The sequence below is a fragment of the Saccharothrix hoggarensis genome (assembly GCF_052936025.1).
Genome location: NZ_CP193624.1, coordinates 6,947,526 through 6,973,526, shown reverse-complemented (window position 1 = coordinate 6,973,526; position 26,001 = coordinate 6,947,526). Strand labels below are relative to the sequence as shown.

Genomic DNA, 26,001 nt, shown 5'->3' with positions numbered 1-26,001 from the left:
TCCTGAGGGTTCCCTTCCGGAGTCGTCCCTTGCATTGAGGAGACGTCCGAGAAGGCGATTCGGGACGTGGTTCGCGTGAACACCACGCGATCGGGGGAGACCTGCGTCTCAAGACCACCCATTTGCCCAGGACAGCTGTCTCAACTGGCCGTACCGGCGAGTAACAGGCGGTTAGCGCAGGTCACTTGAGCGTAGTCACGGGCTTCTCCGGCAGCGGCACGATCGCCGTCGCGGGCTGCATCCGGGTCAGCGCGACGCCGACGAGCACCACGACCATGCCGACCACGACGCGGACGTTGAGCGCCTCGTCGAGGAACAGCGCGCCGAGCAGCACCGAGACCACCGGCAGCAGGTAGCCGACCATCGTGGCGTTGGTGGGGCCCTCGTCCTCGATGACGCGGTAGTTGAGGACGAATGCCACGCCGGTGCCGAACACGCCGAGGATCGCCACCGCCACGAGCGGCTGCCAGGACAGGTGCACCGGCTGCAACCCCGCCACGGGCACCACCAGAGCCGTCATGCCGGCCGCGGCGACGAGCTGCGTGGACGAGATCTGCATGGGCGTGAGGCCGCGGCCGGACACCTTGCGGCCGATGTAGGCGTAGCTCACGGCGTACGAGGCGGCGGCGGCCAGGCACGCGAGCGCGCCCCAGCCGGCCAAACCCGCCTTCTGCCACGGCGCGAAGATGAGCAGCACGCCGGCGAAGCCGAGGCCGAGGCCGACGAACCGGGCCGGGTTGCGCTGCCGCTCGGTGCCCAGGGCGAGGCCGATGCCCAGCGCCCACAGCGGCGTGGTGGCGTTGAGCACACCGGCGACACCGGAGTCCACGGTTTCCTCGCCCAGGGCGAACAGCGCGAACGGCACGGCGCTGCCGAACAGCGCGGCGAAGCCGAGGTGCAGCCAGGACGTCCGGTCGCGGGGCAGCCGCTGCTTGTTCCCGTACACGAGCACGACCAGCACCGTCGCGCCCAGGACGGTGCGGACGAGCGTGATCTGGATCGGCGAGAGGCCGGTCAGGGCGATCTTGATCCACAGGAAGCTGGAACCCCAGAGCAGGGCCAGGACACCCATCCTGATCAGCGTGCCAGGCTTGTTCACGGGCATACCTTGCGCGATGCGAAGCATCAGCACAAGTGAAATCAACTGCACGACCTTTAAGCACAGCTGTAAGGTGGCGTCATGTTGGACGTGCGACGCATGCAGGTGCTGCGGGCCGTGGTCACCACCGGCTCCATCACCGCCGCCGCGGTGAACCTCGGGTACACGCCCTCGGCCGTCAGCCAGCAGGTCGCGGCCCTCGAACGGCAGGCCGGGCTGCCCCTGCTGGACCGCGTCGGGCGGGGCGTGCGGCCGACCGTCGCGGGCCGGGTGCTCACCGAGCACGCCGCGCACATCACCGACCGGCTGGTCGAGGCCGAGGCGGCGCTTGCCGACCTCCGCGCCGGCCGCACCGGACGGCTGCGCGTGCGCTACTTCGCCACCGCGGGCGCGGCCCTCGTGCCGCCCGCCGTGGCCGCGTTCCGGGCCGGGCACGCCGACGTCCAGCTCGACCTCAAGCTCACCGAGCCGGACGACCCGATGGTCGAGGTCGAGGCGGGCCGCGCCGACGTGGCCATCGTCGTGCACCACCGGGACACCGAGCCGCCGCGCGGCGTGCACGTCGTGCACCTGCTCGACGACCCGTACCTCGCCGTGCTGCCGCGCGGCCACGAGCTGACCCGCAAGCGCGTCGTGGACCTCGCCGACCTGGCGGACGAGCAGTGGGTGGACGCCGTGACGCCACCCGGGCCGTGCCGCGACATCGTGGTCGACGCCTGCGCGGGCGCCGGGTTCGCGCCCAACGTCGTGGTCGAGGCGGACGACTACCCGACCGCCCAGGGCTTCGTCGCGGCCGGCCTCGGCGTGACGATCGTGCCCAAGCTCAGCCTCGGCGTCGTCCACCCCGGCGTGGTGATCCGCAAGCTGCGCCGCCCCGAGCCGACCAGGACCATCTGCGCCGCGATCCGGGAGGATGGCGTCGGCTCGCCCGCCGTGACCAGCCTGCTGGACGCGCTGAAGGCCGCCGCGACCGCCTGACCGGGCCGACCGGGCCGACCGCCTGACCGGCGGCCAACGGGCGCGGGCCTACGCCTTGGCGAGCAGCTGCTCCTTGGAGATCAGCAGGCTGTCGTGGTCCCACTTCAGGACGACGAGCTTGCGCTCACGGCTCACCGTGCCGTCCTTCATCGTGAACGTGAGGTCGACCTCGTAGGCGAACGACTCGTTCACCCTCATACCGGTCACCTCGACCGACTTCACGAGCTTCCACCAGCCCGCGTAGCCGTCGGGGCCCCCGGCCGCCGCCTGCATGTCGGCGGTCAGCCGGCTGAAGCCCTCGTCCACGCCGTCCGGCAGCAGGGCGAAGTAGTCGCGGATCGCCTGCTCCTGCTGCTGCGCCGTCGGCTCGCCGGTGACCTTGGGCGGCGCGATGCTCGTCCTCTTCGTCGACGACGTCGACGGCTCGCCGCCCGCGGCCTGCGCCGTGGTCGTCGTCGTGAGGTCCTGCGCCTGGCCGTCGGAGCCGCCGCCGTTGGACAGCACGCTCGCCAGCAGGATGCCCACCACGGCCGCGCCCGCGATGGCGAGCGCCGTCACGACGGCGGACCGCTTGCTCTTCAACGGGCCGGCGGCGGGCCTCGGCGCGCCGCCCGGACGGGCCGGGGGCGCCGGGTTGTGGCTCGCCTGCCGCTGCGGCGCGGGCGTCGGCACGGGCGCCACCCTGGTCGCGGGCGGCGGGTTGTTCGGGGTCGCCGGGCGGGCCGCGGGCACCGGGGTGCCCTGCCACGACAGCGGGTGGCTCTGCGGCATCGCCATCGGGAACTCCGGCGCGGCCCGGCCCGCCGCCACCGCGGCCAGCGCCTCGCGCGCCTCCGCCATCGTCGGCCGGTCCTCGGGCTCGGCGCGCAGCAGGCGCATCAGCAGCGCGGTCAGCGGACCGGCCTGCTTCGGCGGCACCACCTTGCCCGACGCGACCTGGTGCAGCAGCGCGATCGTGTTCTCGTTCAGGCCGAACGGCGGCGCGCCCTCGATCGCCGCGTACAGCGTCGAGCCCAGCGAGAACACGTCCGACGGCGGGCCGGGGTCGTAGCCCTTGGCCACCTCGGGCGCGAGGTAGGCGGGCGTGCCCGCGAGCATGCCCGTGGCGGTGACCGTGACGTCGCCGGTGGCGCGGGAGATGCCGAAGTCGGTGATCTTCACCGTGCCGTCGTTGCCGAGCAGGATGTTGCCCGGCTTGATGTCGCGGTGCACGATGCCCGCGTTGTGCGCGGCGGCCAGCGCCGACGCGACCTGCGAGCCGATCGAGGCCACGTCGCGGGGAGGCAGCGTGCCGCGCTCCGAGAGCGCCGTGGACAGGCTCTTGGACGGCAGGTACTCCATCACCAGCCACGGCTGGCCGTCGTCCTCCGCCACGTCGTACACCGCGATCGCGTGCGGGTGCTGGAGGCGGGCCGCGATCCGGCCCTCGCGCATGGCCCGGCGCTTCGCCTCGTCGGTGTCGGCCTCGGCCAGACCGGGCTGGAGGAGCAGCTGCTTCACGGCGACGGTCCGGTGCAGGCGCTCGTCGTGCGCCTGCCAGACGATGCCCATCGCTCCGCTGCCGATCCGCCGGCCCAGTCGGTAGCGGCCGGCAACCAGGCGGCCATCGTCGCTCACGGCGTGCTCCCAGTAGCTGCTAGGGCTTCAATCAGTGGCGAACGACAAGACGCCACTAGGACAAGAACGTTGCGTCACCCGATGGGGTTCGGCCCCACCTTACGAGGTCCATCGCCCTCAGGGCACCGCGCCGCCGCTGGGCTGCGTCGTCGTGGTGGTCGGGGGCTGGCTCGAAGGCGGTGGGCTCGGGGCCGTGGTGGTGGTCGTGGTGGTCGTGGTGGGCGGCGGTGGCGTGGTCGTGGTGGTGGTCGTGATCTGCGGCGGCGGGGTCGTCGTCGGCTGGACCGTGACCGTCTCGGTCTGCACGGTGGTGGTCAGCGGCAGCTGGCTGGTCGTCGTGGTCGGCGCGGGCGTGGCCGAGCTGGAGTCGTCCGCGGGCGGCGACGACGGCTCCTTCTGACCGCCGAACAGGTCCAGCGCGACGACCAGCAGGAAGCCGAGCAGGAGCAGCGCACCCAGCACCACGGCGGTGATCACCAGCGGCCGGTTGTCGTTGGTCGACGACGGCGGCGGCGGCACGACGGCCGCGTTCGCGCCGGAGCTGCGCGGGCCGGGGCGCACCACGCGGGTGCGGTCGGCGTCCAGGACCGTCGTGGCGCCCGCGCCCGCGACCACCGGGGCGAAGCCCGACGAGCCGGCCGGCAGCAGGCCGGTCAGGCTGGGGTCGCGGCCGTGCGCCACGGCGTTGAGGAGGTCCCGCGCCTGGGCCATGGTGGGCCGGTCGGCCGGGTCGTAGCTGAGCAGCCGCAGCAGCACGTCCATCAGCGGGTGGTCGACCGTCGGCGGGTTGATCCGGCCCGCGGCGACGGCGTGCAGCACGCCGAGCGTGTTCTCCGACAGCCCGAACGGCGGCTCGCCCTCGACCGCCGCGTACAGCGTCGAGCCGAGCGAGAAGACGTCCGAGGCGGGCGACGGGTCCTGGCCGCGCGCGATCTCCGGCGCGAGGTAGGCGGGGGTGCCCGCGATCAGACCGGTCTTGGTCACCGTGACGTCGTCGCTGGCGCGCGAGATGCCGAAGTCGGTGATCTTGACCAGGCCGTTGTCGGCCAGCAGCACGTTGCCCGGCTTCACGTCCCGGTGCACGATCCCCGCGGCGTGCGCGGCGGCCAGCGCGGCGGCGGCCTGCATGCCGATCTGGGCGACCTCGATCGGGTCCAGCGGACCGTGCTCGGCCATCGTGTCGGCCAGGCTGTACGACGGCAGGTACTCCATGACCAGGCACGGAGCGCCGTTCTCCTCCACCACGTCGTACACGGCGATGGCGTTGGGGTGGTGCAGCTTGGCGGCGATGCGGCCCTCGCGCATGGCGCGCTGGATGGCCTCGTCCTGCTCGGTGGCGTCGAGGCTCGGCTGGAGCAGCAGCTGCTTGATCGCCACGATGCGGCCGAGGCGCTCGTCCTGGGCGCGCCACACGATGCCCATCGCGCCACTGCCGATCCGGTCCAGGAACCGGTAGCGCTCGGCGATGACGCGATCGTCGTTGCTCACCGGACCACCTCGCTGGGGCGCTGCGTGACCGCGGCAAGGGCAGCAGGTCTCACGCTCGGGCTCCTCGTCGTGCGGATCGGTGCGCGGAACAGGCTAGGCCACCGCTCGCCCGCAGAGCCTACCCCGGCCGTGACGACGGCTTTCGGACCGTTGCGCGGGTCACGTGAGCCGAGGGGTGACCGGGAAGGGATACCTGATACCGGGGCGTAGGGACACCCGTTCGCACGAAGATCGCCGGATTTGCGGCCGAACGGCCCAGTCGCCGCCCTGGCCGCGCCCGGCGGCGCCGGGCGCGACGTGCCCGGACACGCCGGACGGTCCACCCGGGTGTCCCGAGTGGACCGGTGCGGTGCGGGTGCGGTCAGCCGGCCGGGGCGAAGAAGTCGAACCCGCCGATCGGGTTCAGGATCCCGCCCAGGTCGAGTTCCACGCCGATGCCCGTGCCGGGTTGCCCGGACGGCGGCGGGGTGCTCGGGTTCGAGGACGACGGCGGGGTGGACGACGACGGCGGCGTGGACGAGGACGACGGGGGCGGCGGCGTGCTGTCGCTCGGCGGCGCGGGCGTCGTGGTGCTCGTGCTGGGCGGCGGGGTCGTCTGCTGGCTGCTGCTCGGCGTCTGCGACGTCGGCTGCTGCGTCGTCGTCGACGTCGTGGTCGTCGGCTGCTGCTGCTGGGTGGGGTCCTGCTGCCTGCGCGGCGCCGGCGTCTGCTCGGGCGCCCGCTCCGGCGTCGTCGTGGTGGTCTCGGCCTGCGCCTGCTGCGTCTCCTGCTGCTTGGTGGCAGCGGCGGCGCCGAGGTCCTTGGTGAGCGTGTTGGTGGCGCGCGCGGCGGGCCGGGCGTCGAAGCGCACCTCGGCCAGCGGCCGCTCGTCCGGGGACGACATCAGGTTGGACGCGGTGAACGCGACGGTGCCGGCGAGCACCACGCCGCCGCCGGCCATCGCGACGAGCTTCGGGACGGAGAACCCGCCACCGCGCTCCTCCTCGCCGGCGCGCCCCTCGCGGCGCAGCAGCTCGGTGATGTGCAGCTCGCGGCCCGACAGGTTCGCGGCGGCCGACAGCTTGGCCGCGGAGAAGCGGACGGTCTCCTCGTCATCGGTGATCCGCGGGATCGGCTGCGTCTCCGCCTCGCGCCTGGCAAGCAGTTCGGCGACCGACAGCTTGGCCGTCGAGCCATCCTGCCGACGGCGTTTGTCGTCGTTCGACACCGCTGGACACCCTTTCCCGGGGAAGCACTGCGCTACTGACCGGGATCATGGATACCGAATCGTGACCGTCTACGTAACCCCTTTGAGTGAAGTTTCCTCCACAACTACTGATCTTTTGCACACTGAGTGAGGTTCACAGCAAGATCGCTACGGAGAGTCAACTCCGTTGGGCCGATAGAACCTCGGTCGCCACAATGCGGGGGACAGTCGTGTCGGTCAACCAGAAAACCTGCTCGACGCGCATCCAGCGACCCGTGCGCTCCTGCATCGAGACGACCGCGACCACCGCCCCGTCGGGCCGCAAGGCGGCCGACTCGATGGTGATCGCCTGCACCTGGCCCCACGAGGAGACGAACCCGTGCGCGTCGCCGCCGAGGAGGTCCGGCGACAGCAGCCGGGACGCGTCCGCGGGCTTGGCGGGCAGCAGCTCGTAGAACCGCCGCACCACGTCCACCTGGGGTTCCGGCCCGACCGCCACGGACGGCGGCGGCACGACGGACGACCCCGCCGCGGACGGCGCTGCGGCCGGCGGCAGGACCTCGTCGACGGGGACGGGCGCCAGGACGGGCTGCTGCCCGCCGCCCAGCTCCGCCGACAGCACGTCGGGACGCAGCGCGGACGAGCCGTTGATCGGGGCCGGCGCCTGAACGCTCGCCTCGCCGGGACCGGCGGGGCGGTTCCCCGCCAGCACCGAGGCCGCCGCGACGGACGCCAGCAGGACGATCGCCCCGGTGGCCACGCCGGCGAGCTTCGCCGCCCTGGTGGCCCTCGACCGCGCCGCCCGCGGCGGCTCGACCGCGAGCGGGTCGACCGGCGGGACGTGCGCGGGGACGTGCTCACAGGGCGGGATTCGCAGTGGTGTCGGCTGTTTCCGGATCAGCTCGGCCACGGTGACCGAACCGGCTCGGTTGTGCCTGCGACCGCTCGTCGTAGGGCGCTGCACTGGCGACTCCCTCGTCGTGTCGTCGCCAAGACTCGTACCGTGCCCGACCAGCGAGAAGCCAGCTCAGCGGGGGACTTCACCCTTTCGTGGCGACCAGTGGTCAAAACCCGTCGCTCGAACGGACGAAGGGTGACGCAGAGGTGCGCGCCTCGGTGGTGATCGGGGGCGGTCCCGGGGCCGCTAACGGCCGTCCGCGGGCCGTTCCGCGTCGATCAGCGGCACACCGTCGGTGGTGAAGACCAGCTCGCGCTTCTCGGTCGTCGTCGACCCGTCCTTGTGGGTCAGCTGCAACGTGCTCACCGTGATGCCCTTCGACGGGTCGACGGTGATCGCGGTCACCTCGACCAGCGACACGTCGGCGAACCTCTGCTCCAGCACGGCCTCGCCGGTCTCCCGGAACGCGTCGGACACCAGGGACATCGCGGAGTCGGTGTTGGTGGCGACGCCCTCGTAGAACACCTCGGTGCTGGTCGCGATCTCGTCCGCGTCCACGACCGGCCCGGTGTCGCCGGGAACCGTGGTGACCTGCGGCGACGTCGGCGTGCCGGGGAGGGCGGGAAGGCCCGGCGTGCCGGGGCTGCCCGGCACGCCGCCGGTCTGCCCGGTGGACGGGCTGCCGCCCGCCGTGCGGTCGCCCGCCGCGACGCGGAGGCCGTCCGCCACGGCTCGGCCAGGCTCGCGGCCGCCCGGCGCCGCCCCCGTCGTCGTGGTGGGGGCGGGGGTGGCGAAACCCGTCAGCAGCGGCACGTCGGTCGGGTAGCCGGGCATCCCGATGCGCTCGACCGGGTTGCTCACGCCGACCAGCTTCGCCGCCGCGATGGCGAGGCCGACCAGGACTCCCGCCGACGACAGGACGGCGAACCAGGCGGCCCGCTTCCACGTGCGGGGCGGCGTCACCGAGGCCGGCACCAGGCCGATGTTGAACTTGCGGAGCCCCATCTCGTCGGTGTCGACGAGCGGGTCGGGCGGCGGTGGCGGCGGGGTGTGCGGGGCGGTCACCGTCCGCCGGACCGGCGGGGGCGCGGGTGGTGGTTCGGGCGGCAGCGGCAGCCGCGCCGGCGGCGTGTGCTCCAGCTCGCCGCCCATGGGCAGCCAGATCGCCGCCCCGTCCTCCAGTCGATGCCGGCCCGGCCGTGCTGGTTCCCCGATGTCCATGCTGTGCAGACCCCTCCCGCCCCCTGGCCTGACGGCCCTCGCGGATTTTCACCTGGTGGGCTGAACCGACGCGGGGAATGGGGGTGGGACGCCGAGGACCCCGCCGCCGGCTCAGGGTAAGCGGAGAGTCGGGGCGGAGCCGGGCAGATCAGCCTTGTGGCCGCAAGCGCCACACGGAAGTGTGAATCTCCTAGCTGCCGCTGTTCAGCCGCTTCCGGGTGCCCTGGAGGGCGTTGCCCGCGGCGAGGCCGGCGCCGCCCGCGATCAGCGCGCCGATGATGTCGCCCGAGGTGCCCGAGCCGACGGTGATCAGCAGGCCCACGAGCGCGATGATCGTCGTCACCCCGGCGACGGTCCACCGGCTGCGCACGTACTGCGCGATCGGCGCGCCGGCGGCGCGCTTCGACTTGGCGGCGGTGCCGAGCATCGCGAGGTAGCCGTCGTGCGCCAGCGTGGCCAGCACACCGAGGATCGCGATGATGCCCGTGACGAGACCGATGATGACTCCCATGCCACCAGTGTGCACTCGATCAAACCCGCTGGACCATCCGTGATCGCCCTGATATCCCCCTGGAATGGAGGTCTACTGGCACGACGCCTGCCTCGGGCACGACACGGGCTCCGGGCTGTGGGAGCTGCCGGGCCGGTGGGACTGGCTCGACGTGCCCGAACCGCACCCGGAGAACGCGGCGCGGCTGCGCACGTTCCGCCACGCCCTTGAGCGCGGACCGGTCGCGCCGCACCTGACGTGGGCGACGGGCCGGTTCGCCACCGACGAGGAGCTGTCCCGCGTCCACACCGCCGCCTACCTGGCCGAGCTGCGGGCGGCGTGCGAGGCGCGCACCGCCGTCGAGGTCAACACGGTCGTCGGCCCCGGCTCGTGGGACGCGATCCGCGCCGCCGCCGGCACCGCGCTGGCGGCGTACGAGTCGGTCGCCGCCGGCCGCACCCGCCTGGCGTACGCCCTGGTACGCCCGCCCGGCCACCACGCCCAACCGGGCCTCGCCGACGGGTACTGCCTGGTCAACAACGCCGCGCTGGTCGCCGAGACGGCCCGGCGCGCGGGCCGCCGGGTCGCCGTCCTCGACTGGGACGTGCACCACGGCAACGGCACGCAGGAGGTGTTCCGCGACACGCCCGACGTGCTCACGATCTCGGTGCACATGCGCCACGGCCCGTGGGGCGCCAACCACCGGCAGACCGGCTCGCCCGCCGAGTCCGACGCGTCCAACATCAACGTCGAGCTGTCGCTCGGCGCGGGCGACACCGCCTACCGGCGCGCGCTGGCCGAGATCGCGTTCCCGGCGCTGGCCGAGTTCGGCGCGGACCTCCTGGTCTGCGCCTCCGGCTTCGACGGCTCGGCGTTCGACCCGAACGGCAGGCACAACCTCACCGCCGACGGCTACCGGTCGATCGGCCGTGCGGTGGCCGGGCTCGGCCTGCCCACCGTCCTCACGCAGGAGGGCGGGTACCTGCGCGGCTACGCCGCCCTGTGCCTGCACACCCTGGTGGAGGGCCTGCTGGGGCTGGACCTCCTGGCCGACCCGCTGGCCTACGTGCCGGACGACGCCCAGCTGGTCGACGTGGACCTGGCCAGGGCCAGGTCCACGCTCCCCACCTGGGACTTCGCCCGCGTCACGGCCCGCTAGCGGACGGCCGACGCCCGAGCCCTACCGGCCCAGGGGGCCGCGGCCGAGCTTCAGCAGGATCATCGCCAGGTCGCGGCCCTCGGGACCGAGGTCCTTGTAGCGGTTGATGACGTCGATCTCGCGGTTGTGCACGATCCGCGTCCCACCCGCGGCCATCCGGGCCGCGCCGATGATCTTGGAGACCTCGACCCGGCGCTTGACCAGCCGCAGCAGCTCGGCGTCCAGGTGGTCGATCTCCTGGCGCAGCGCGTCGATGTCCTGGGCGGTTCCGGTGCTGTTCATCGTGACGACCTTCCGACTCTGGGGGAGTCCCAGCCCTGGCAGCAGCGAAGCCCCGGGGTCCGAGGACTCCGGGGCTTCGTGGGTGGCTTGTCGGCGCTAGCGGTCCACGGGAGCCGGAGTCCGGATCCCGTAAAAAAACTCGAAGTGGGCCATGCGCACACGCCCATCATGCCACAGGGCACGGGCTGTCGGGGTCAACCGGTAACGTGGACAGGCGATGAGCGCCTTGTTCGACTTGCCTGCAAGTCCCCCCGCCTCCCGGTCCGCGCGGCTGCTCGAAGACCTCAACCCGTCCCAGCGCCGGGCCGTCGAGCACTCGGGCGCCCCGCTGCTGGTCGTCGCGGGTGCGGGCTCGGGCAAGACGCGCGTGCTGACCCGTCGGATCGCCTACCTCCTCGCCGAGCGGAACGTGCACCCCGGCGAGGTCATGGCGATCACCTTCACCAACAAGGCCGCCGCCGAGATGAAGGAGCGCGTGTCCGACCTCGTCGGCGCGCGGGCCCGCTCGATGTGGGTGTCCACGTTCCACTCCATGTGCGTGCGGGTGATGCGCCGCGAGGCGAAGACCCTCGGCATGTCGTCCAACTTCTCGATCTACGACTCGGACGACACGCGCCGGCTGATCACGCTGGTGGCCCGCGACCTCGACCTCGACCCGAAGCGCTACCCGGCCCGCACGCTGGCGATCCACATCTCTAACCTGAAGAACGAGCTCGTCGACGCCGCCACCGCGAAGGAGCGGGCGACCAACGACCTGGAGCGCCGCGTCGCCGAGGTCTACGAGAGCTACCAGCGCCGGCTGGGCGAGTCGAACTCGCTGGACTTCGACGACCTGATCATGCGGACCGTCGAGCTGCTGCAGGACCACCCGGACGTGGCCGAGCACTACCACCGCCGGTTCCGGCACGTGCTCGTCGACGAGTACCAGGACACCAACCACGCGCAGTACACGCTGGTCCGAGAGCTGATCGGGACCGGCGAGGACGGCGTGCCGCCGGGCGAGCTGTGCGTGGTGGGCGACGCGGACCAGTCGATCTACGCCTTCCGCGGCGCGACGATCCGCAACATCGTGGAGTTCGAGCGCGACTACCCGCAGGCCACCACGATCCTGCTGGAGCAGAACTACCGGTCCACGCAGACCATCCTGAGCGCCGCGAACGCGGTCATCTCGCGCAACCCGAACCGGCGCGAGAAGAGGCTGTGGAGCGACCTGGGCGACGGCGAGAAGATCGTCGGCTACGTCGCGGACAACGAGCACGACGAGGCGGCGTTCGTCGCCCGCGAGATCGACCACCTGGTCGACAGCGGCGAGGCGAACAACGGCGAGATCGCCGTGTTCTACCGGACCAACAACCAGTCGCGCGTGTTCGAGGAGATCTTCATCCGCCTCGGCCTGCCCTACAAGGTGGTCGGCGGCGTCCGGTTCTACGAGCGGCGCGAGGTGCGGGACGCGCTGGCGTACCTGCGGGCGCTGTCGAACCCGAACGACACGGTGTCGTTGCGGCGCATCCTCAACGTGCCCAAGCGCGGCATCGGCGACCGGGCCGAGGCGTGCGTGTCCACGCACGCGGAGCGCGAGCGGATCAGCTTCGCGGCGGCGCTGCGGGACGCGGTGGCGGGCAAGGTGCCGCTGCTCAACCCGCGGTCGCGCAACGCGATCGCCGGGTTCGTCGAGCTGATGGACGAGCTGGGCGTGCTGGTCGACCGCGGCGACGACGTGGCCGACATCCTCGAGGCGGTGCTGGAGAAGACCGCCTACCGGGCCGAGCTGGAGGCCAGCGAGGACCCGCAGGACCACACCCGGGTGGAGAACCTGAACGAGCTGGTCACGGTGGCCCGCGAGTTCACCGAGCTGGGCACGGCGGCGCCGGTGGCCGACGAGGCCGTGCCGCCGGACGAGGGCGTGCCCGCGGAGGGCTCGCTGGCGGCGTTCCTGGAGCGCGTGTCGCTGGTCGCGGACGCGGACTCGGTGCCGGACGCGGAGTCCGACGGCGTGGTCACGCTGATGACCCTGCACACCGCCAAGGGCCTGGAGTACCCGGTGGTGTTCTGCACGGGCTGGGAGGACGGCGTCTTCCCGCACCTGCGCGCCCTGGGCGACCCGACGGAGCTGGCCGAGGAGCGCCGGCTCGCGTACGTGGGCATCACGCGGGCCCAGCGGCGGCTGTACCTGTCGCGGGCGCTGGTGCGCTCGGCGTGGGGCCAGCCCGCAGCGAACCCGGCGTCGCGGTTCCTGGACGAGATCCCGGCCGACCTGGTCGACTGGCGGCGGGTGGAGCCGAAGCGCTCCGCGCCGTCCGCGCCGACGTCGTGGGGCCGGGGTTCGGGGCCGTCGCGCCCGGCGCCGACGAACGCGGGCTGGAAGGACACGCCCGCGGTGAAGCTCGACGTGGGCGACCGGGTGAGCCACGACAAGTACGGCCTCGGCCGCGTGGTGGCCGTGGACGGCGCGGGGCCCCGTGCGACCGCCACGATCGACTTCGGCGGCGCGGGGACCGTGCGGCTGATGCTCATCGGCGGCGTGCCCCTCGTGAAGCTCTGAGGGCCGCTCAGCGGTCCGTCGTCCACCTCCGGCGGGCGGCGGACCCGGGGTATTTCCTTGCATGCGCATGCATTCTCGACCACAATGCCGGATCGTGGACCAAGTCATGTCGAAGTCGGTCGGGATCTGCACGGACATGGACGACGCGCGCCAGTGGGACCACCGGGCGGGGTGCGAGGTGCGGACCGTGCTGGAACGCGTGGCCGACCGGTGGACGCTGCTGACGCTGTCGTACCTGGCCGAGCGCTCGCACCGGTTCGGCGAGCTGCGGCGCAAGATCGACGGGGTCAGCCAGCGCATGCTGACCGTGACGCTGCGCCAGCTGGAGCGCGACGGCCTCGTGCTGCGCACCGTGCACCCGACCGTCCCGCCGCGCGTGGACTACGAGCTGACGCCGCTGGGCGCGAACCTGCACGAGACCGTGCAGGTGCTGAGCGCCTGGTCGGACCGCCACGAGGCCGAGATCGCGGCCGCCAGGGCGGCGTACGACGCCAGGGCCGGCGCCGCGTGAACCGTTCACCCGATCGGGTTCTGAACCAGGGTGCAACCCGGATGCGGTCCGCGCGTCTTTAGGGGTGTCACCAGCGGAATGACCGGGTTCGGGGGGAGCCGGTCAGGGGGAGGCCGCTGGTGGCGAGGGGAATGAGGGGGATGAGTAGGGCCGGTGACCGCTGTCGGGGGCGGTGACCGCAGGGGGGTGCCCTCCGGGGGGAGGGTTTCCACGGCGAAAGGCCGGGCCGCTTCGGCGGTCCGGCCTTTCACGTCGTCGCAGCGTCGATCGCGGCGCCGGGTGACCGGACGCCGGTGGTCGAACGCCGATGCCCTAGACGCTGATGCCCTGGGCGTTCAGCCAAGTCAGCGGGTTGATCTTCTTGCCGCCCGGGTTCCAGACCTCGAAGTGCAGGTGCGGGCCGGTGGAGAAGCCGCGGTTGCCCATCCGGGCGATCTGCTCGCCGGCGCGGACCCGCTGGCCCTTGCGGACCGAGTACGTGTCCACGTGGCCGTACACGGTGATCGTGCCGTCGGGGTGCTCGACCTTGACCCACAGGCCAAAACCGCTTGCCGGACCGGCCTCGATCACGACACCATCCGCGGCGGACAGGATCGGCGTGCCGATGGGGCCCGCGATGTCGATGCCGTAGTGCATCTCGCCCCAGCGACCGCCGAACCCGGACGTGAAGTCGCCGACGGCGGGACGGGCGAACTTGGGTCGCTTCGCCTCGGCCTCGGCGGCCTCGATGTCCTCGGTGATCTGCTGGCTCTTGACGAGCTTCTGGGCCTCGGCGGCGGGGTCGACCGTCTTGGCGACGGGCAGGACCTGCGGCGACGCGGGGCCGGTGCCGCCGACGCCGAACGCGGCCGCGCCTTCGGCGGCGTTGGCCAGCGGGGTGATCTCGTCAGCGGAAGCGGGCGAGTCGGAGCCGAGCGCGTGGAGCGTTTGTCCGGCGCCTGCGGCGGCGAACGCGCCGACAGCGACGGCTGCGACCACGATCCGGCCGCGCAGCGCTGAAGGCGGTGGTGGAAGCCGGTGCGTGTTCACCGGGCGCGCCGAGGCACGGACTACCGCCTCGTCGAGCACAGCAGAACTCGTATGGCCGCCGGGGGAGCGGTGTTGAGACAAAACCTGGCCTTCCGTCTTCGGGGAGTCCGGTCGGACACCGGGCGGGGGATCCCGGTTGAGCCGGTCGGGGTACCGACTCGTCGTCCTGCTTGTGACCAGACCGTGACAACGGACCGGGGGACAGTAACGGCGCGGAGCCCTTAAGGGCAATCCCCGATGGTGATGTCTACCGTTTAGCGGTCAGTGCGACCCACGTGTGTGTGAGCCGTGACGCTGGGTCATGAGGGAGCTACGCAAACCCCGTGCGTGCAGGCACGATGGGGTGATCCTGGTCGTCATCCGAACGTGTGATGGCGCTCACTACTGTGTGCAGTGTGCGCGGGTCCACCGGTAGTGAGAGGTGACCTGAATCACGTATCTGGTGCTCCTCCACGACCAACGCGGGATGGGCCAACCGGGCGTTCCGCTGCGGGATGATCACCTGGTCCATCTCGCTCCACACCACGACGAACTTCGTGCGGCAGGGCCGGGACGGTTCCGCCAATTCGGACAACAGCTCCGAACCGGGCCTCAACTGCCTGGTCAACGACGTGGGCAGGAGGTAGGCGGCCAACGTGCCGCCGTGGGGCGTCCCCAGGGTGACGAGCGTGCGCACGCGGGCGTCCCCGTTCAGGCGCTGCACGTAGTACCGGGCGATGAGACCGCCCAGCGAGTGGCCGACGACGTGCACCCGGTCGGAGCCGGTCTGCTCGCAGATCCGCTCGACGTGCTCGGCGAGCAGGGCGGCCGAGCGGCGGACGTCCCCGGTCAACGCCGTCAGCACGCTGTAGTTCACCGCGTGGACGACCCCGAAGCCACGCCTCCGCAGCGCCCCCGACAGCACTGCGAAGGCGGACCTGTTGTCCCCGATGCCGTGCACCAGCACGATCGGGGTGCCCGCCGCGTCCATGGCCGAAACCACCAGTCCCCGCTGGCGGGGCGGGAGGCCGTCGGTCCGGTACGCGCGGAAGTGCCCCTCGGGCCGCAGCTGCTCCTCGACCACGCCCCACGGGTAGAGGACGGTGTGCGCCGCCAGCCAGGCCGCCTCGACCGCCACCGCGCGCACCCCGCCGGGCGACGCGACCGCGCGCAGCACGGCGCCGGACGCGTCCAGCACCTCCCCGGCCACGCTCGCCCAGGACGCCGCGAGCCGCCGCACACCACCCATGTGGCCGAAGGTAAGTGATGCCCCCACCAACCGGGTGTACCCAACGACGAATCCCCACAACCCCGTGGCGAGGCCGTTACCTGGCGCTACGCCCCGGCGGCGCCGCCCCGCGCCGCCCAACCCTCGTCCGCGGCGCTGTTTTGCTAGCGTCCGAGCGGTGATCCGAACCGCTGAACCGGTCTCGCCGACACCCACGAGACTGCGGGCGGCGGTCGGGGTGGCCGTGCTGGGCTCGGCGCTCACCGCGGCAGCCCCGGCTGTCGGGGTGGTCGACGCGCCCCCGGCGTTCACGGCGTGGCCGCTGCTGGCGCTGCTCGCCCTGCTGCCCGCGGCCCTCGCCGTCGTGTTCCTCTCCCGCGGCCAGGAGCTGACCGCCGCCGCGGCGCTCGTCGCGCCCGCCGTGTTCGCCGTCGGCCGCCTCCTCAACGACCTCCAGGTCGCCGTGAACCCGGTCGCGGCCTCGCGGCCCGAGCTGTTCCGCCCGGTAGACCTCGCCGCGCCCAGCCCGACCGCGGGCGCGTGGCTGCTGGTCGCCGGGCACGTCCTCGTGATCGCCGCGGGCGCGCTGGCCGTCGCCACGCTCGGGGCCGAGCCGGACGTCCGCAGCGAGCACGCCACCTTCTTCGTCCCCGCCACGGCCGGCATCGTGGCGGGCATCGGCCTGTTCGCCGCGCCGTTCACGTCGACCGACGCGCTGATCCCCGGCCGGGGCCCGTTCGAGTCGCCGACCCTGCCGATGGCGGGCGGTCTCCTCGTCACCCTCGCCGCGCCCGCGCTCGCCGTGCTGGCCGCCAGCGCCACCACCAACGAGGCGCGCCGCGGCGGCCTGCTCGGCCTCGCCGCCGTCCTGCTCGCCCTGGCGCTCCCGCCGATCGCCACGGGCCTCGCCGCCGACCGCGTCGGCCTGGCCGTCGGCCCGTTCCTCGTGCTGGCCGCCGCCGTCGCGCTCGCCTGGCCGCAACCCGCCCCCAAGGCGGACTCCGGACCGCACGACGTCGTCCTGCCCGGCACGCGTCGGCTGCACGTCATCGCCGCGGTGCTCGGCCTGGTCGCCGCCGCGTCGGCGGCCGTGAGCGCGTCGACCGCCCAGCTCGTGCTGCCCGCCGGGTTCCCGCCGCCCACGGACTACGCGGCCCGGCTGCTGTGGCCCGCCGCCGTCGTCACGGCCGTGCTCGCCGCCGCGCTGCTCGCCAAGGCGTCCGTCCGGCCCGCCTTCACCGTGGCCGCCGCGACGATCCCGATGGCCGCCCTCGCCGCGCTCGACGCCGTCTTCGCCGCCACGCGCATCAACACCGTGCAGCCGGGGACCGGTGTGTGGTTCACCGTCCTGGCCCTGGTCGCCATCGCCGCCGCGGCGGTCACCGCGGCGCTCGCCGGCGCGGTCGAACGGGACGAGACGGGCACGGTCCGCGCCCAGCCGCCGCTGCCGCTCATCGCGACCACCCTGCTCGCCGTGCTGTTCGCGCTCGGCGCGTTCGGCCTGCCCGTCCTCCGCGCGCCGGACTACGTGCCGATCGGCGCGTTCGGCCTGCGCGTCGGCTCGTGGGGCCTGCTGCTCGCGCTGGTCGCCGTCGTCGCCGCCGCCGTGATCGCCCTCAACGCCCGCCCGGGGCGCGGCGCGGCGCTGCTGCTCGGCGCGGCCGCCGTGACGGGCGTGCGCGCGCTGGAGTACCCGCTCACCGCCGCCCGCGCCGCCGAGGCCGCGCCGGGGCCCGCGCTCTGGCTCGCCGCCTCCGCGACCGGAGCGTTCCTCATCGCCGCCGCGCTGCGCACGGCCCGCTGAATCGGTCATCCCATCACCGGCCCGCCACGGGGTGGTGATCGACCTCACCACGTCTATGACGGACTTCACGGGCGTGGGATGCGGTGGAGTCCGGGCTGGTCGATAGTGTCTTCCGCAGCCGCGTCGCCGGTCCCCCCACGGCTGTGCCGGCGTTCCAGGTGATGCCTGGTACGTGTTGGCACCAGGCCCCAGCCTGGAGCGCCGGACCCCAGAGGACCGCACCGAGGACGCGGTGTCCGACACCGACGTCGCAGGAGACCCGAGTGGACCTGTACGAGTACCAGGCGAAGGACCTCTTCGCCGCCCACGACGTCCCGGTACTTCCGGGCGACGTGGCGACCACCCCCGCCGAGGCCAAGGCCATCGCCGAGCGCTTCGGCCAGACCGTCGTGGTCAAGGCCCAGGTCAAGACCGGCGGCCGGGGCAAGGCGGGTGGCGTCAAGCTCGCCGAGACGCCGGACGAGACCGAGGTCAAGGCCGAGGCGATCCTCGGGCTGGACATCAAGGGTCACATCGTCCACCGCGTGCTGGTGACCCCCGCGTCCGACATCGCCGAGGAGTACTACTTCTCGTTCCTCCTCGACCGCGCGAACCGCACGTTCCTCGCGATGGCGTCGGTCGAGGGCGGCATGGACATCGAAGAGGTCGCCGCGACCAAGCCCGAGGCCCTGGCCAAGGTGCCCGTGGACGCGATCACCGGCGTCGACCGCGCGAAGGCCGACGAGATCGTCGCCGCGGCCAAGTTCCCGGCCGAGGTGGCCGACCAGGTCGCCGACGTCATCGTGAAGCTCTGGGAGACGTTCGTCTCCGAGGACGCCACGCTGGTCGAGGTCAACCCGCTGGTCCGCGACCCCGAGGGCAAGATCGTCGCCCTCGACGGCAAGGTCACGCTGGACGAGAACGCGTCCTTCCGCCACCCCGCCCACGAGGCGCTCGTGGACAAGCAGGCCGAGGACCCGCTGGAGGCCAAGGCCAAGGAGAAGGGCCTCAACTACGTCAAGCTCGACGGCCAGGTCGGCATCATCGGCAACGGCGCCGGCCTCGTGATGTCCACGCTGGACGTCGTGGCGTACGCGGGTGAGAAGCACAAGGGCGTCAAGCCCGCGAACTTCCTCGACATCGGCGGCGGCGCGTCGGCCGAGGTCATGGCCAACGGCCTGGAGATCATCCTCCACGACCCCGACGTGCGTTCCGTCTTCGTGAACGTCTTCGGCGGCATCACCGCGTGCGACGCGGTCGCCAACGGCATCGTGGCGGCGCTGGGCATCCTGGGCGACGAGGCCACCAAGCCGCTCGTGGTCCGCCTCGACGGCAACAACGTGGAGGAGGGCCGCCGCATCCTCGCGGAGGCCAACCACCCGCTGGTCACCGTGGTGGACACTATGGACAACGCGGCCGACAAGGCCGCCGAGCTCGCGGCTGCGGGGGTCTGACGATGGCTATCTTCATCACCAAGGACAGCAAGGTCATCGTCCAGGGCATGACCGGCGCCGAGGGCACCAAGCACACCAAGCGGATGCTGGCGTCCGGCACGAACATCGTCGGCGGCGTGAACCCGCGCAAGGCCGGCGAGAAGGTCGACTTCGACGGCAACGTGCTGCCCGTGTTCGGGTCCGTGGCCGAGGCCATGAGCGCCACCGGCGCCGACGTGACCGTGATCTTCGTGCCGCCGGCGTTCGCCAAGGCGGCCGTGATCGAGGCGATCGACGCGGGCATCGGCCTGGCCGTCGTGATCACCGAGGGCATCCCGGTGCACGACACCGCCGCGTTCTGGGCGCACGCCGTCGCGACCGGCAACAAGACCCGGATCATCGGCCCGAACTGCCCCGGCCTCATCAGCCCCGGGCAGTCCAACGCGGGCATCATCCCGGCCAACATCTCCGGCCCGGGCAAGATCGGCCTGGTGTCGAAGTCCGGCACGCTGACCTACCAGATGATGTACGAGCTGCGCGACTTCGGCTTCTCCACCGCCATCGGCATCGGCGGCGACCCGATCATCGGCACCACCCACATCGACGCGCTGGCGGCCTTCGAGGCCGACCCGGACACCGCGGCGATCGTGATGATCGGCGAGATCGGCGGCGACGCCGAGGAGCGGGCCGCGGCCTACATCAAGGAGAACGTCACCAAGCCGGTCGTCGGCTACGTGGCGGGCTTCACCGCGCCCGAGGGCAAGACGATGGGCCACGCGGGCGCGATCGTGTCCGGTTCGGCCGGCACCGCGCAGGCGAAGAAGGAGGCCCTGGAGGCCGCCGGCGTCAAGGTCGGCAAGACGCCGAGCGAGACCGCCGTGCTCATGCGGGAGATCATGCAGTCGATCGGCTGACATTCGCCCGTTCGTGCCACAGACTGAGGGCCACCTCCCGCGCGGGGGTGGCCCTCGGCTCGTCCCACGGTTCGGCGCGCACATCCGGGGGAACCACGGGAGTCCGGTCGTCGTCGGAGAGTGTGCATCGGCTAGCGTTCTGTCGACCCGAAGTCAGTACCGCGTCAGTACCGCAGATGTCCGCAGATGGAGGAGACCGCACCATGTCCCAGCCGTACGGCGCCCCTCAGCAGCAGCCGGGTCCGGCGCAGCCGGCGGTGGGCGTGAACCTGAACCTCATCCTGCCGCTGGTCGCGGCAGGCCTGGCGCTGATCGCCTACCTGCTCGCGTTCGCCGACGACGTGCCGTCGTCGGAGTACCTGTACGCGGCGGGCATCCTGGCCGGCCTGTCGGTGCTGCCGAAGGCGCCCAAGGGCCTGCTGTACGCGGCGGTCCCCTTCGCGCTGATCCCCACGCTGGGGCTGCTCCAGGGCCTGATCACCACCGAGGGCGACGTCCAGGGCATGCAGATCGTGCTGCTGATCGTCTCGCTGCTGCTCGCGGCGGCCGTCGTGATGAGCCTGCTGCTGGAGACCGGGATCGTGAAGCTCCAGCCGAAGGCCGCGAACGTCTACGGCCAGCCGGGCGGCTGGAACCCGCAGTCCGGTGGGTTCCCGCAGCCGGGCCAGCAGCCGCAGCAGTTCGGCCCGCCGTCCGGCCAGTTCGGCCAGCCGGTCGCGCCGCAGCAGGGCCAGCAGCCGGGCCAGCCGCAGCCGACGTCGTACATGCCGCAGCCGGGCCAGTTCGGCCAGCCCGCGCCGCAGCCGGGCCAGCAGCCCGGCCAGGGCACCCCGCCCGGCGGGTTCGGCGGTCCCCAGCAGGGCTGAAGTCACGCCGTGAGAGGGGTGGCACCGGTGATCCGGTGCCACCCCTCTTCTCGTGTCCGGCGTGCCGCGCCCGAACGGCCCATCGCGACTGAGACAGTGGGAGGATGTCGGTGCAGCAAACGACTTCGCACGGCGTCGTGACGGACTCCGTCCGGCCGCCCGAGTTCTCCCGCGCCGAACGGCTGCGGGTGCTCACGATGACCGCCGTCGGGTCGGTGGTCGTCGGCTACGCCGCCGTCGCCGCGCTCCTCGCGCTGGTCTCCTCGACCGCCGCGCACGCGTCGTTCTCCACCACGGGCGTGCTCACCGCCGCCGCGCCGGGCTGGCTCGTCGCGCACCACGTGCCGCTGCGCTTCGACGGCGGGCAGCTCGGCCTGCTGCCGTTGCTGCCGACGGCGCTGGTGATGCTGCTGGTGTACCGGGCGGCGGCGAGCGCGGCCGACCGGTTGGGGCTGTTCGAGCCGTTGCAGGCACGGTCGGTGGTGTTCGGCATCGCGGGCACGCACGCCGTGGTCGGTGGCGTGATCGCGTTCCTGATGGGCGAGGACGGCCCGGTGCGCGGGACGCCCGCGGTGGCGTTCTTCGGCTGCGCGGCGGTGTCCGGGGTGGCGGCGGTCGCCGGCGTGGCGCAGCGGTGCGGCCTGGTGGAGGTCGTGTTCGAGCGGATCGACCCGGTGGCGCGGCGCGGGCTGCGGGCGGGCGCGTCGGCGTTGTTCGCGCTGGCCGCCGCGGGCGCGTCGGTGCTGGCGCTGGGCCTGGTGTTCTCCTGGTCCACCACCGCCGTGCTGTTCGACCAGACCGGCGGCACCATCGGCACCGGACTCGGCATCTGGCTGCTGTGCCTCGCGTACCTGCCGAACGCGGTCGTCGGCGCGCTGTCGTACGTCGTCGGCTCGGGGTTCTCGATCGGCTCGGTGGTCGTCGGACCGCTGGAGTTCGCCGGCGGTCCCGTGCCCGCCGTGCCGCTGCTGGCCGCGTTGCCCGAGGAGCAGTTGGGCTACCTGCCGCTGGTGCTGGTGCTGCCCGGTGCGGTCGGCGTGCTGGTCGGGTGGTCGCTGCGCGACGCCGCCGAGACGCCCCGGTCGCGGCTGCGCGCGGTGCTCGTCGCGGCCGTCACGGCGGGCGTGGGCGTGCTGGTGCTGGCCGCGATCTCCGGTGGCGCGCTGGGCAACGGGGTGTTCAACCCGGTGACGATCCCGGCCGGGCTGCTGGCCGTGCTGACCGTGGGCTGGCTCACCGTGCCGGGTGGCATCGTGGCCTGGTTCGCGGGCGCCCGGCCGCCTCGCGTGGTGGAGCCGGAGGTGCCGGCGGTCGCCGACGTTGAGGACGTCGAGGAGTCCGCGGACTTGGCGGACTCGGCCGACTCGGCTGACTCGGCTGGCTCCGCGGAGGACTTCACCGAGGACGACGACTACGACGAGTACGAGGACGAACTCGAGTACGACGACGAAGCGGAAGAGCTGGAAGACGAGGCCCAGGAAGAAGAGGAAGACGAGGCCCAGGAAGAAGAGGAAGACGAGGACGACGGCGAGGAGTACGACCACGACCTCGACGAGTACGACGACCTCGAGGAGTTCGAGGACGAGGTGGCCGACGCCGACGAACCCGTCGACGGCGACGGTGTCGACGGCGATGACGTCGACGGCTCGGCGGACTCCTCCGGCGCGGCTGACCCGGATGACCCGGACCTGGCCGACAAGCCCCGGTAGGCAACGCATAGGCTGCGCCTGAGCTGCTGTGACAGTCCCCAGCAAGGAGAGCACGCTGAGCGCCGCGACCACACTCCGGCTTCCCGTCCCCGCCAGGGTCGTCGTCCTCGTCTCCGGTTCCGGCACCCTGCTCCAGGCGCTGCTGGACGCGGCGGCCGACCCCGGATACCCGGTCGAGGTGGTCGCCGTCGGCGCGGACCGCGACGGCATCGAGGGCCTGAGCCGCGCCGAGCGCGCCGGCGTCCCCGGCTTCGCGGTCAAGCTGCGCGACCACGCCGACCGCGCCGCGTGGGACACCGCCCTGGCCGACGCCGTCGAGGCGCACCGGCCCGACCTGGTCGTCTCCGCCGGGTTCATGAAGATCCTCGGACCCGCCTTCCTGGCCCGCTTCGGCGGTCGGATGGTCAACACCCACCCCGCGCTGCTGCCCGCCTTCCCCGGCGCGCACGGCGTCCGCGACGCCGTCGACTACGGCGTGAAGGTGACCGGCGCGACCGTGCACCTCGTGGACGGTGGTGTGGACACCGGGCCGATCCTGGCCCAGGAGGCGGTCGTCGTCGCCGATGACGACGACGTCGAAAGCCTGCACGAGCGCATCAAGGTGGTGGAGCGGCGGCTGCTGGTCGACGTGGTCGCCCGCCTGGCCCGCGAGGGCTGCACCGTGAACGGACGAAAGGTGAGCATCCCGTGACCACTCCTGCCGAGAGGCGACCGGTTCGTCGGGCCCTGATCGGGGTGTCCGACAAGTCGGGGCTGCTGGAACTGGCCAACGGCCTGCACGCGGCCGGGGTCGAGATCGTCTCCACCGGCGGCACGGCGCGCACGCTGGCCGACGCGGGCGTGCCGGTCACCCCGGTCGAGCAGGTCACCGGGTTCCCGGAGGTGCTGGACGGCCGCGTGAAGACGCTGCACCCCGGCGTCCACGCGGGCCTGCTCGCCGACACCCGGCGCGACGCGCACGTGGAGACGCTGCGCGAGCTGGGCATCGAGCCGTTCGACCTGCTCGTGGTGAACCTGTACCCGTTCACCCAGACGGTGGCCTCGGGCGCGTCGGCCGACGAGTGCGTCGAGCAGATCGACATCGGCGGGCCGGCGATGGTGCGGGCGTCGGCGAAGAACCACGCCAGCGTCGCCGTCGTCGTGGACCCGTCGCGGTACTCGTGGGTGTTGGAGCAGGTCGACGCCGGCGGGTTCACCCTGGCGGACCGGCAGCGGCTGGCCGTGGACGCGTTCCGGCACACCGCGTCCTACGACGTGGCCGTGGCGTCGTGGCTGGGCAGCGCGGTCGCGCCGGACGACGAGGGCTCCGGCTTCCCCGGCTGGGTCGGCGCGACGTGGGACCGCAAGCAGGTGCTGCGGTACGGCGAGAACCCGCACCAGCGGGCGGCGCTGTACACGCGGGGTGACGGGCGTTCCGGGCTGGCGACGGCGGAGCAGCTGCACGGCAAGGAGATGTCCTACAACAACTTCGTCGACGCGGACGCGGCGTGGCGCGCGGCGTGGGACCACGAGCTGCCGTGCGTGGCGATCATCAAGCACGCCAACCCGTGCGGCATCGCGGTGTCCCGTGTGGACGGTCCCGGTGCGATCGCCGAGGCGCACCGCAACGCGCACGCGTGCGACCCGGTGAGCGCGTTCGGCGGCGTGATCGCGGCGAACCGCGAGGTCACCGTCGAGATGGCGGAGCAGGTCGCGGAGATCTTCACCGAGGTCGTCATCGCGCCGTCCTACGCCGACGGCGCGGTGGACGTGCTGACGCGCAAGAAGAACATCCGCATCCTGGTCGCGCCGGAGCCGACGCGGGGCGGGGCGGAGATGCGCGCGGTGTCCGGCGGGCTGCTGCTGCAGACCGTGGACACGATCGAGGCCGAGGGCGACGACCCGACCAAGTGGACGTTGGCGTGCGGCACGCCGTTGGACGAGGAAGGCCTGGCCGACCTGGCGTTCGTGTGGCGGGCGTGCCGCGCGGTGAAGTCGAACGCGATCCTGCTGGCGTCCGGCGGCGCGACCGTCGGTGCGGGCATGGGTCAGGTCAACCGGGTCGACGCGGCACGGCTGGCGGTCGCCCGTGCGGGTGAGCGGGCGCGGGGTTCGGTGGCGGCGTCGGACGCGTTCTTCCCGTTCCCGGACGGGCTGGAGGTGCTGCTGGAGGCCGGTGTGCGTGCCGTCGTGCAGCCCGGCGGGTCCGTGCGTGACGCCGAGGTGATCGCGGCGGCCGAGGCGGCCGGCGCGACCGTGTACCTGACCGGGACGCGCCACTTCGCGCACTGAGTGCTCGGGGAGGGCTCCTCGTCCGCGTTCATGCGCGTTCATGCGCGTTCATGCGCGTTCGTGCGCGTTCGTGCGCGGGATGAGGAGCCCCCTCCCGGCTCACTGCTCCTTCGCGACCAGTTCCTCGGCCGTCCTGCGGACCACTGCCTCCGCGTCGGCCGGCGGCATCGGTGAATCGCCCAGGACGCCCTTCTCTCGGCCCGAGTACGTGATGTTCCAGACCACGTCGTCCTTGCGCACGACCACCTTCACGTCGAGCGTGTCGCGTGGCGTCGGCTCGATGATGATCAGCGCCTCGTCGCCGAGGCCGTCCACCGCTTGGTCTGCAGGCCCTTGGCGAACCCGACCGCGTCGTTGTAGTTGCTAGGACGACGACGGCGACCACGATGCCGGTGACCACCCCGTTGCGGCTCTTCTTGGGCTGGTGCCCGGGCGCCCCGTACGCGGGCGACCCGAGCCCCTGCGTCCCGTGCCCTTGCGCCACGTGTCCCTGAGCCGCGGGCCCAGGCCGGCCCGTCCCCGCCGCTCCTGCCCACGATCCTGGTTGGACTGGCGCCTGCGGTGGGTAACCGAGTGGCGCGGAGGCGGGCTGTCCGCTGTGGCCGAAGCCGCTGGGCCGATGCGCCTGCTGGTGCGGTGGCTGCTGGTGCGGTGGCTGTTGGTGCTGCTGGGGCCGGTTCTGAGGTGTGTTCACGGTTCCCCGTGGTTGCCGGTGTGTCGGGGGCAGCGTGCCTGCCCTGATCCGGAAGCCACTCGATCGGGGACGTGTCCGGCATTGACACCGGGTGGCTCCCTCGGGATAAGATCACAGCGTCGTTCGAACAGATGTTCGATGTTCGACAGACAGGTCGCCGACTTCCCACGGCGATCCGCGCACAGGGGTGCGCGCGGATCAGTGGTGAGGAGGGTGGGTGTCCAGGTCGGCAACGGCGACGCTGACCGCGCTCGGGGTAGGCGCGGCGGGCGAGCTGACCACGGCACTTGCCCGGACTCTGCCGGTTCGCGGGGAACTGGCGGAGCTCCTCCCGTGGGGCGGCCTGCGGCGGGGCAGCACGGTGTCGGTGCGTGGTTCGACATCGTTGCTGCTCGCGCTGGTGGCTGAGGCGACAGCGGAAGGGTGCTGGGCGGCCGTTGTCGGTCTGCCGCGGTGTGGGGCACTCGCGGCGGCCGAACTTGGGGTGGCCGTCCATCGGCTCGCTCTGGTCCCTCGTCCTGGGAGGGGCCAGAGCGAGGTCGAGAAGACCGTGGCGGCGCTGCTCGACGGCTTCGACCTGGTAGTGGTGGCCACTCCGGTCACCGAGGCGACCTCGCGCAAGCT

General features: G+C 72.7%; 22 protein-coding genes. 11 read left to right on the top strand and 11 right to left on the bottom strand.

The genetic code is table 11. From position 1 onward, the window contains the following. Positions 1-181 precede the first annotated feature (181 nt). Positions 182-1,105, bottom strand: coding sequence for a DMT family transporter (locus tag ACRAKH_RS31605; RefSeq protein WP_380730084.1), 924 nt, complete (start codon positions 1,103-1,105; stop codon positions 182-184). A gap of 75 nt (positions 1,106-1,180) precedes the next feature. On the opposite strand from ACRAKH_RS31605, the gene ACRAKH_RS31600 reads away from it, so the two are divergent. Continuing rightward, a complete protein-coding gene (locus ACRAKH_RS31600; RefSeq protein WP_380730086.1) occupies positions 1,181-2,077 on the top strand; it encodes a LysR family transcriptional regulator in 897 nt (298 codons plus the stop codon). A 48-nt stretch (positions 2,078-2,125) separates the two neighbouring features. Here the strand turns inward: ACRAKH_RS31600 and ACRAKH_RS31595 are convergent, their stop codons facing one another. The 6 genes from ACRAKH_RS31595 to ACRAKH_RS31570 all read right to left on the bottom strand — a co-directional run bounded on the left by ACRAKH_RS31595 (position 2,126) and on the right by ACRAKH_RS31570 (position 8,998). Next, positions 2,126-3,694, bottom strand: coding sequence for a serine/threonine-protein kinase (locus ACRAKH_RS31595; RefSeq protein WP_447009478.1), 1,569 nt, complete (start codon positions 3,692-3,694; stop codon positions 2,126-2,128). Between the two features lie 117 nt (positions 3,695-3,811). Further along, entirely contained in the window at positions 3,812-5,182 is a 1,371-nt protein-coding gene (locus ACRAKH_RS31590; protein ID WP_380729850.1) for a serine/threonine-protein kinase, read from the bottom strand. A 361-nt stretch (positions 5,183-5,543) separates the two neighbouring features. Then, positions 5,544-6,389 carry a hypothetical protein gene (locus ACRAKH_RS31585; protein WP_380729848.1) on the bottom strand — a complete coding sequence of 282 codons (846 nt, stop codon included), beginning with the start codon at positions 6,387-6,389 and terminating at the stop codon, positions 5,544-5,546. Positions 6,390-6,546: 157 nt separating this feature from the next. After that, the gene (locus tag ACRAKH_RS31580; protein ID WP_447009477.1) at positions 6,547-7,332 is read right to left on the bottom strand and encodes a hypothetical protein; all 786 of its coding nucleotides are present in this window, start codon (positions 7,330-7,332) and stop codon (positions 6,547-6,549) included. Positions 7,333-7,512: 180 nt separating this feature from the next. After that, positions 7,513-8,487 carry a hypothetical protein gene (locus ACRAKH_RS31575; RefSeq protein WP_447009476.1) on the bottom strand — a complete coding sequence of 325 codons (975 nt, stop codon included), beginning with the start codon at positions 8,485-8,487 and terminating at the stop codon, positions 7,513-7,515. 190 nt (positions 8,488-8,677) lie between these two features. Further along, the gene (locus tag ACRAKH_RS31570) at positions 8,678-8,998 is read right to left on the bottom strand and encodes a hypothetical protein (protein WP_380728958.1); all 321 of its coding nucleotides are present in this window, start codon (positions 8,996-8,998) and stop codon (positions 8,678-8,680) included. A gap of 64 nt (positions 8,999-9,062) precedes the next feature. On the opposite strand from ACRAKH_RS31570, the gene ACRAKH_RS31565 reads away from it, so the two are divergent. Next, positions 9,063-10,136 carry a histone deacetylase gene (locus tag ACRAKH_RS31565; RefSeq protein WP_447009475.1) on the top strand — a complete coding sequence of 358 codons (1,074 nt, stop codon included), beginning with the start codon at positions 9,063-9,065 and terminating at the stop codon, positions 10,134-10,136. A gap of 21 nt (positions 10,137-10,157) precedes the next feature. Here ACRAKH_RS31565 and ACRAKH_RS31560 read toward each other — a convergent pair whose 3' ends face one another. Then, positions 10,158-10,418, bottom strand: a complete 261-nt coding sequence (locus ACRAKH_RS31560) for a chorismate mutase (RefSeq protein ID WP_380728955.1) — start codon at positions 10,416-10,418, stop codon at positions 10,158-10,160. Between the two features lie 217 nt (positions 10,419-10,635). Between ACRAKH_RS31560 and pcrA the strand changes: the two genes are divergently transcribed. Continuing rightward, positions 10,636-12,960 (top strand): DNA helicase PcrA, encoded by a 2,325-nt coding sequence (gene pcrA, locus ACRAKH_RS31555; RefSeq protein WP_380728953.1) that lies wholly within the window; start codon positions 10,636-10,638, stop codon positions 12,958-12,960. A 106-nt stretch (positions 12,961-13,066) separates the two neighbouring features. After that, entirely contained in the window at positions 13,067-13,471 is a 405-nt protein-coding gene (locus ACRAKH_RS31550; RefSeq protein ID WP_380728951.1) for a winged helix-turn-helix transcriptional regulator, read from the top strand. Positions 13,472-13,783: 312 nt separating this feature from the next. Here the strand turns inward: ACRAKH_RS31550 and ACRAKH_RS31545 are convergent, their stop codons facing one another. Together ACRAKH_RS31545 and ACRAKH_RS31540 are read right to left on the bottom strand one after the other, a co-directional pair. Further along, on the bottom strand, positions 13,784-14,449 hold the full coding sequence (locus ACRAKH_RS31545; protein WP_380728949.1) for a M23 family metallopeptidase: 666 nt from the start codon (positions 14,447-14,449) through the stop codon (positions 13,784-13,786). A 361-nt stretch (positions 14,450-14,810) separates the two neighbouring features. Beyond that, complete coding sequence (locus ACRAKH_RS31540) at positions 14,811-15,728, bottom strand: esterase/lipase family protein (RefSeq protein ID WP_380728947.1); 918 nt, start codon at positions 15,726-15,728, stop codon at positions 14,811-14,813. Positions 15,729-15,885: 157 nt separating this feature from the next. Here ACRAKH_RS31540 and ACRAKH_RS31535 point away from each other — a divergent pair, with 157 nt between their 5' ends. The 7 genes from ACRAKH_RS31535 to purH all read left to right on the top strand — a co-directional run bounded on the left by ACRAKH_RS31535 (position 15,886) and on the right by purH (position 24,683). Beyond that, positions 15,886-17,511: a hypothetical protein gene (locus ACRAKH_RS31535; RefSeq protein WP_447009474.1), complete on the top strand. Its 1,626-nt coding sequence runs from the start codon at positions 15,886-15,888 to the stop codon at positions 17,509-17,511. 263 nt (positions 17,512-17,774) lie between these two features. Beyond that, on the top strand, positions 17,775-18,944 hold the full coding sequence (sucC, locus tag ACRAKH_RS31530) for an ADP-forming succinate--CoA ligase subunit beta (protein WP_380724888.1): 1,170 nt from the start codon (positions 17,775-17,777) through the stop codon (positions 18,942-18,944). Between the two features lie 2 nt (positions 18,945-18,946). Next, positions 18,947-19,837 (top strand): succinate--CoA ligase subunit alpha, encoded by an 891-nt coding sequence (gene sucD / locus ACRAKH_RS31525; protein ID WP_380724887.1) that lies wholly within the window; start codon positions 18,947-18,949, stop codon positions 19,835-19,837. A gap of 203 nt (positions 19,838-20,040) precedes the next feature. Beyond that, the gene (locus tag ACRAKH_RS31520; RefSeq protein ID WP_380724886.1) at positions 20,041-20,703 is read left to right on the top strand and encodes a DUF5336 domain-containing protein; all 663 of its coding nucleotides are present in this window, start codon (positions 20,041-20,043) and stop codon (positions 20,701-20,703) included. A 104-nt stretch (positions 20,704-20,807) separates the two neighbouring features. Further along, on the top strand, positions 20,808-22,412 hold the full coding sequence (locus ACRAKH_RS31515; protein ID WP_380724885.1) for a cell division protein PerM: 1,605 nt from the start codon (positions 20,808-20,810) through the stop codon (positions 22,410-22,412). Positions 22,413-22,467: 55 nt separating this feature from the next. Beyond that, on the top strand, positions 22,468-23,103 hold the full coding sequence (purN, locus tag ACRAKH_RS31510) for a phosphoribosylglycinamide formyltransferase (RefSeq protein WP_106617043.1): 636 nt from the start codon (positions 22,468-22,470) through the stop codon (positions 23,101-23,103). Further along, a complete protein-coding gene (gene purH, locus ACRAKH_RS31505; protein WP_380724884.1) occupies positions 23,100-24,683 on the top strand; it encodes a bifunctional phosphoribosylaminoimidazolecarboxamide formyltransferase/IMP cyclohydrolase in 1,584 nt (527 codons plus the stop codon). Before purN ends, purH begins: the two co-directional genes overlap by 4 nt. A 99-nt stretch (positions 24,684-24,782) precedes the next feature. Here purH and ACRAKH_RS31500 read toward each other — a convergent pair whose 3' ends face one another. Continuing rightward, complete coding sequence (locus ACRAKH_RS31500) at positions 24,783-24,998, bottom strand: hypothetical protein (RefSeq protein ID WP_380724883.1); 216 nt, start codon at positions 24,996-24,998, stop codon at positions 24,783-24,785. Positions 24,999-26,001: the final 1,003 nt, after the last annotated feature.

Excerpts from the sequence above, each read along its gene's own strand:
- ACRAKH_RS31565 (WP_447009475.1), top strand. The coding sequence starts at position 9,063 with ATGGAGGTCTACTGGCACGACGCCTGCCTCGGGCACGACACGGGCTCC.
- ACRAKH_RS31605 (WP_380730084.1), bottom strand. The coding sequence starts at position 1,105 with ATGCCCGTGAACAAGCCTGGCACGCTGATCAGGATGGGTGTCCTGGCC.
- ACRAKH_RS31600 (WP_380730086.1), top strand. The coding sequence starts at position 1,181 with ATGTTGGACGTGCGACGCATGCAGGTGCTGCGGGCCGTGGTCACCACC.
- ACRAKH_RS31515 (WP_380724885.1), top strand. The coding sequence starts at position 20,808 with ATGTCGGTGCAGCAAACGACTTCGCACGGCGTCGTGACGGACTCCGTC.
- ACRAKH_RS31540 (WP_380728947.1), bottom strand. The coding sequence starts at position 15,728 with ATGGGTGGTGTGCGGCGGCTCGCGGCGTCCTGGGCGAGCGTGGCCGGG.
- ACRAKH_RS31575 (WP_447009476.1), bottom strand. The coding sequence starts at position 8,487 with ATGGACATCGGGGAACCAGCACGGCCGGGCCGGCATCGACTGGAGGAC.
- ACRAKH_RS31520 (WP_380724886.1), top strand. The coding sequence starts at position 20,041 with ATGTCCCAGCCGTACGGCGCCCCTCAGCAGCAGCCGGGTCCGGCGCAG.
- pcrA (WP_380728953.1), top strand. The coding sequence starts at position 10,636 with ATGAGCGCCTTGTTCGACTTGCCTGCAAGTCCCCCCGCCTCCCGGTCC.
- sucD (WP_380724887.1), top strand. The coding sequence starts at position 18,947 with ATGGCTATCTTCATCACCAAGGACAGCAAGGTCATCGTCCAGGGCATG.
- ACRAKH_RS31560 (WP_380728955.1), bottom strand. The coding sequence starts at position 10,418 with ATGAACAGCACCGGAACCGCCCAGGACATCGACGCGCTGCGCCAGGAG.
- ACRAKH_RS31550 (WP_380728951.1), top strand. The coding sequence starts at position 13,067 with ATGTCGAAGTCGGTCGGGATCTGCACGGACATGGACGACGCGCGCCAG.
- ACRAKH_RS31570 (WP_380728958.1), bottom strand. The coding sequence starts at position 8,998 with ATGGGAGTCATCATCGGTCTCGTCACGGGCATCATCGCGATCCTCGGT.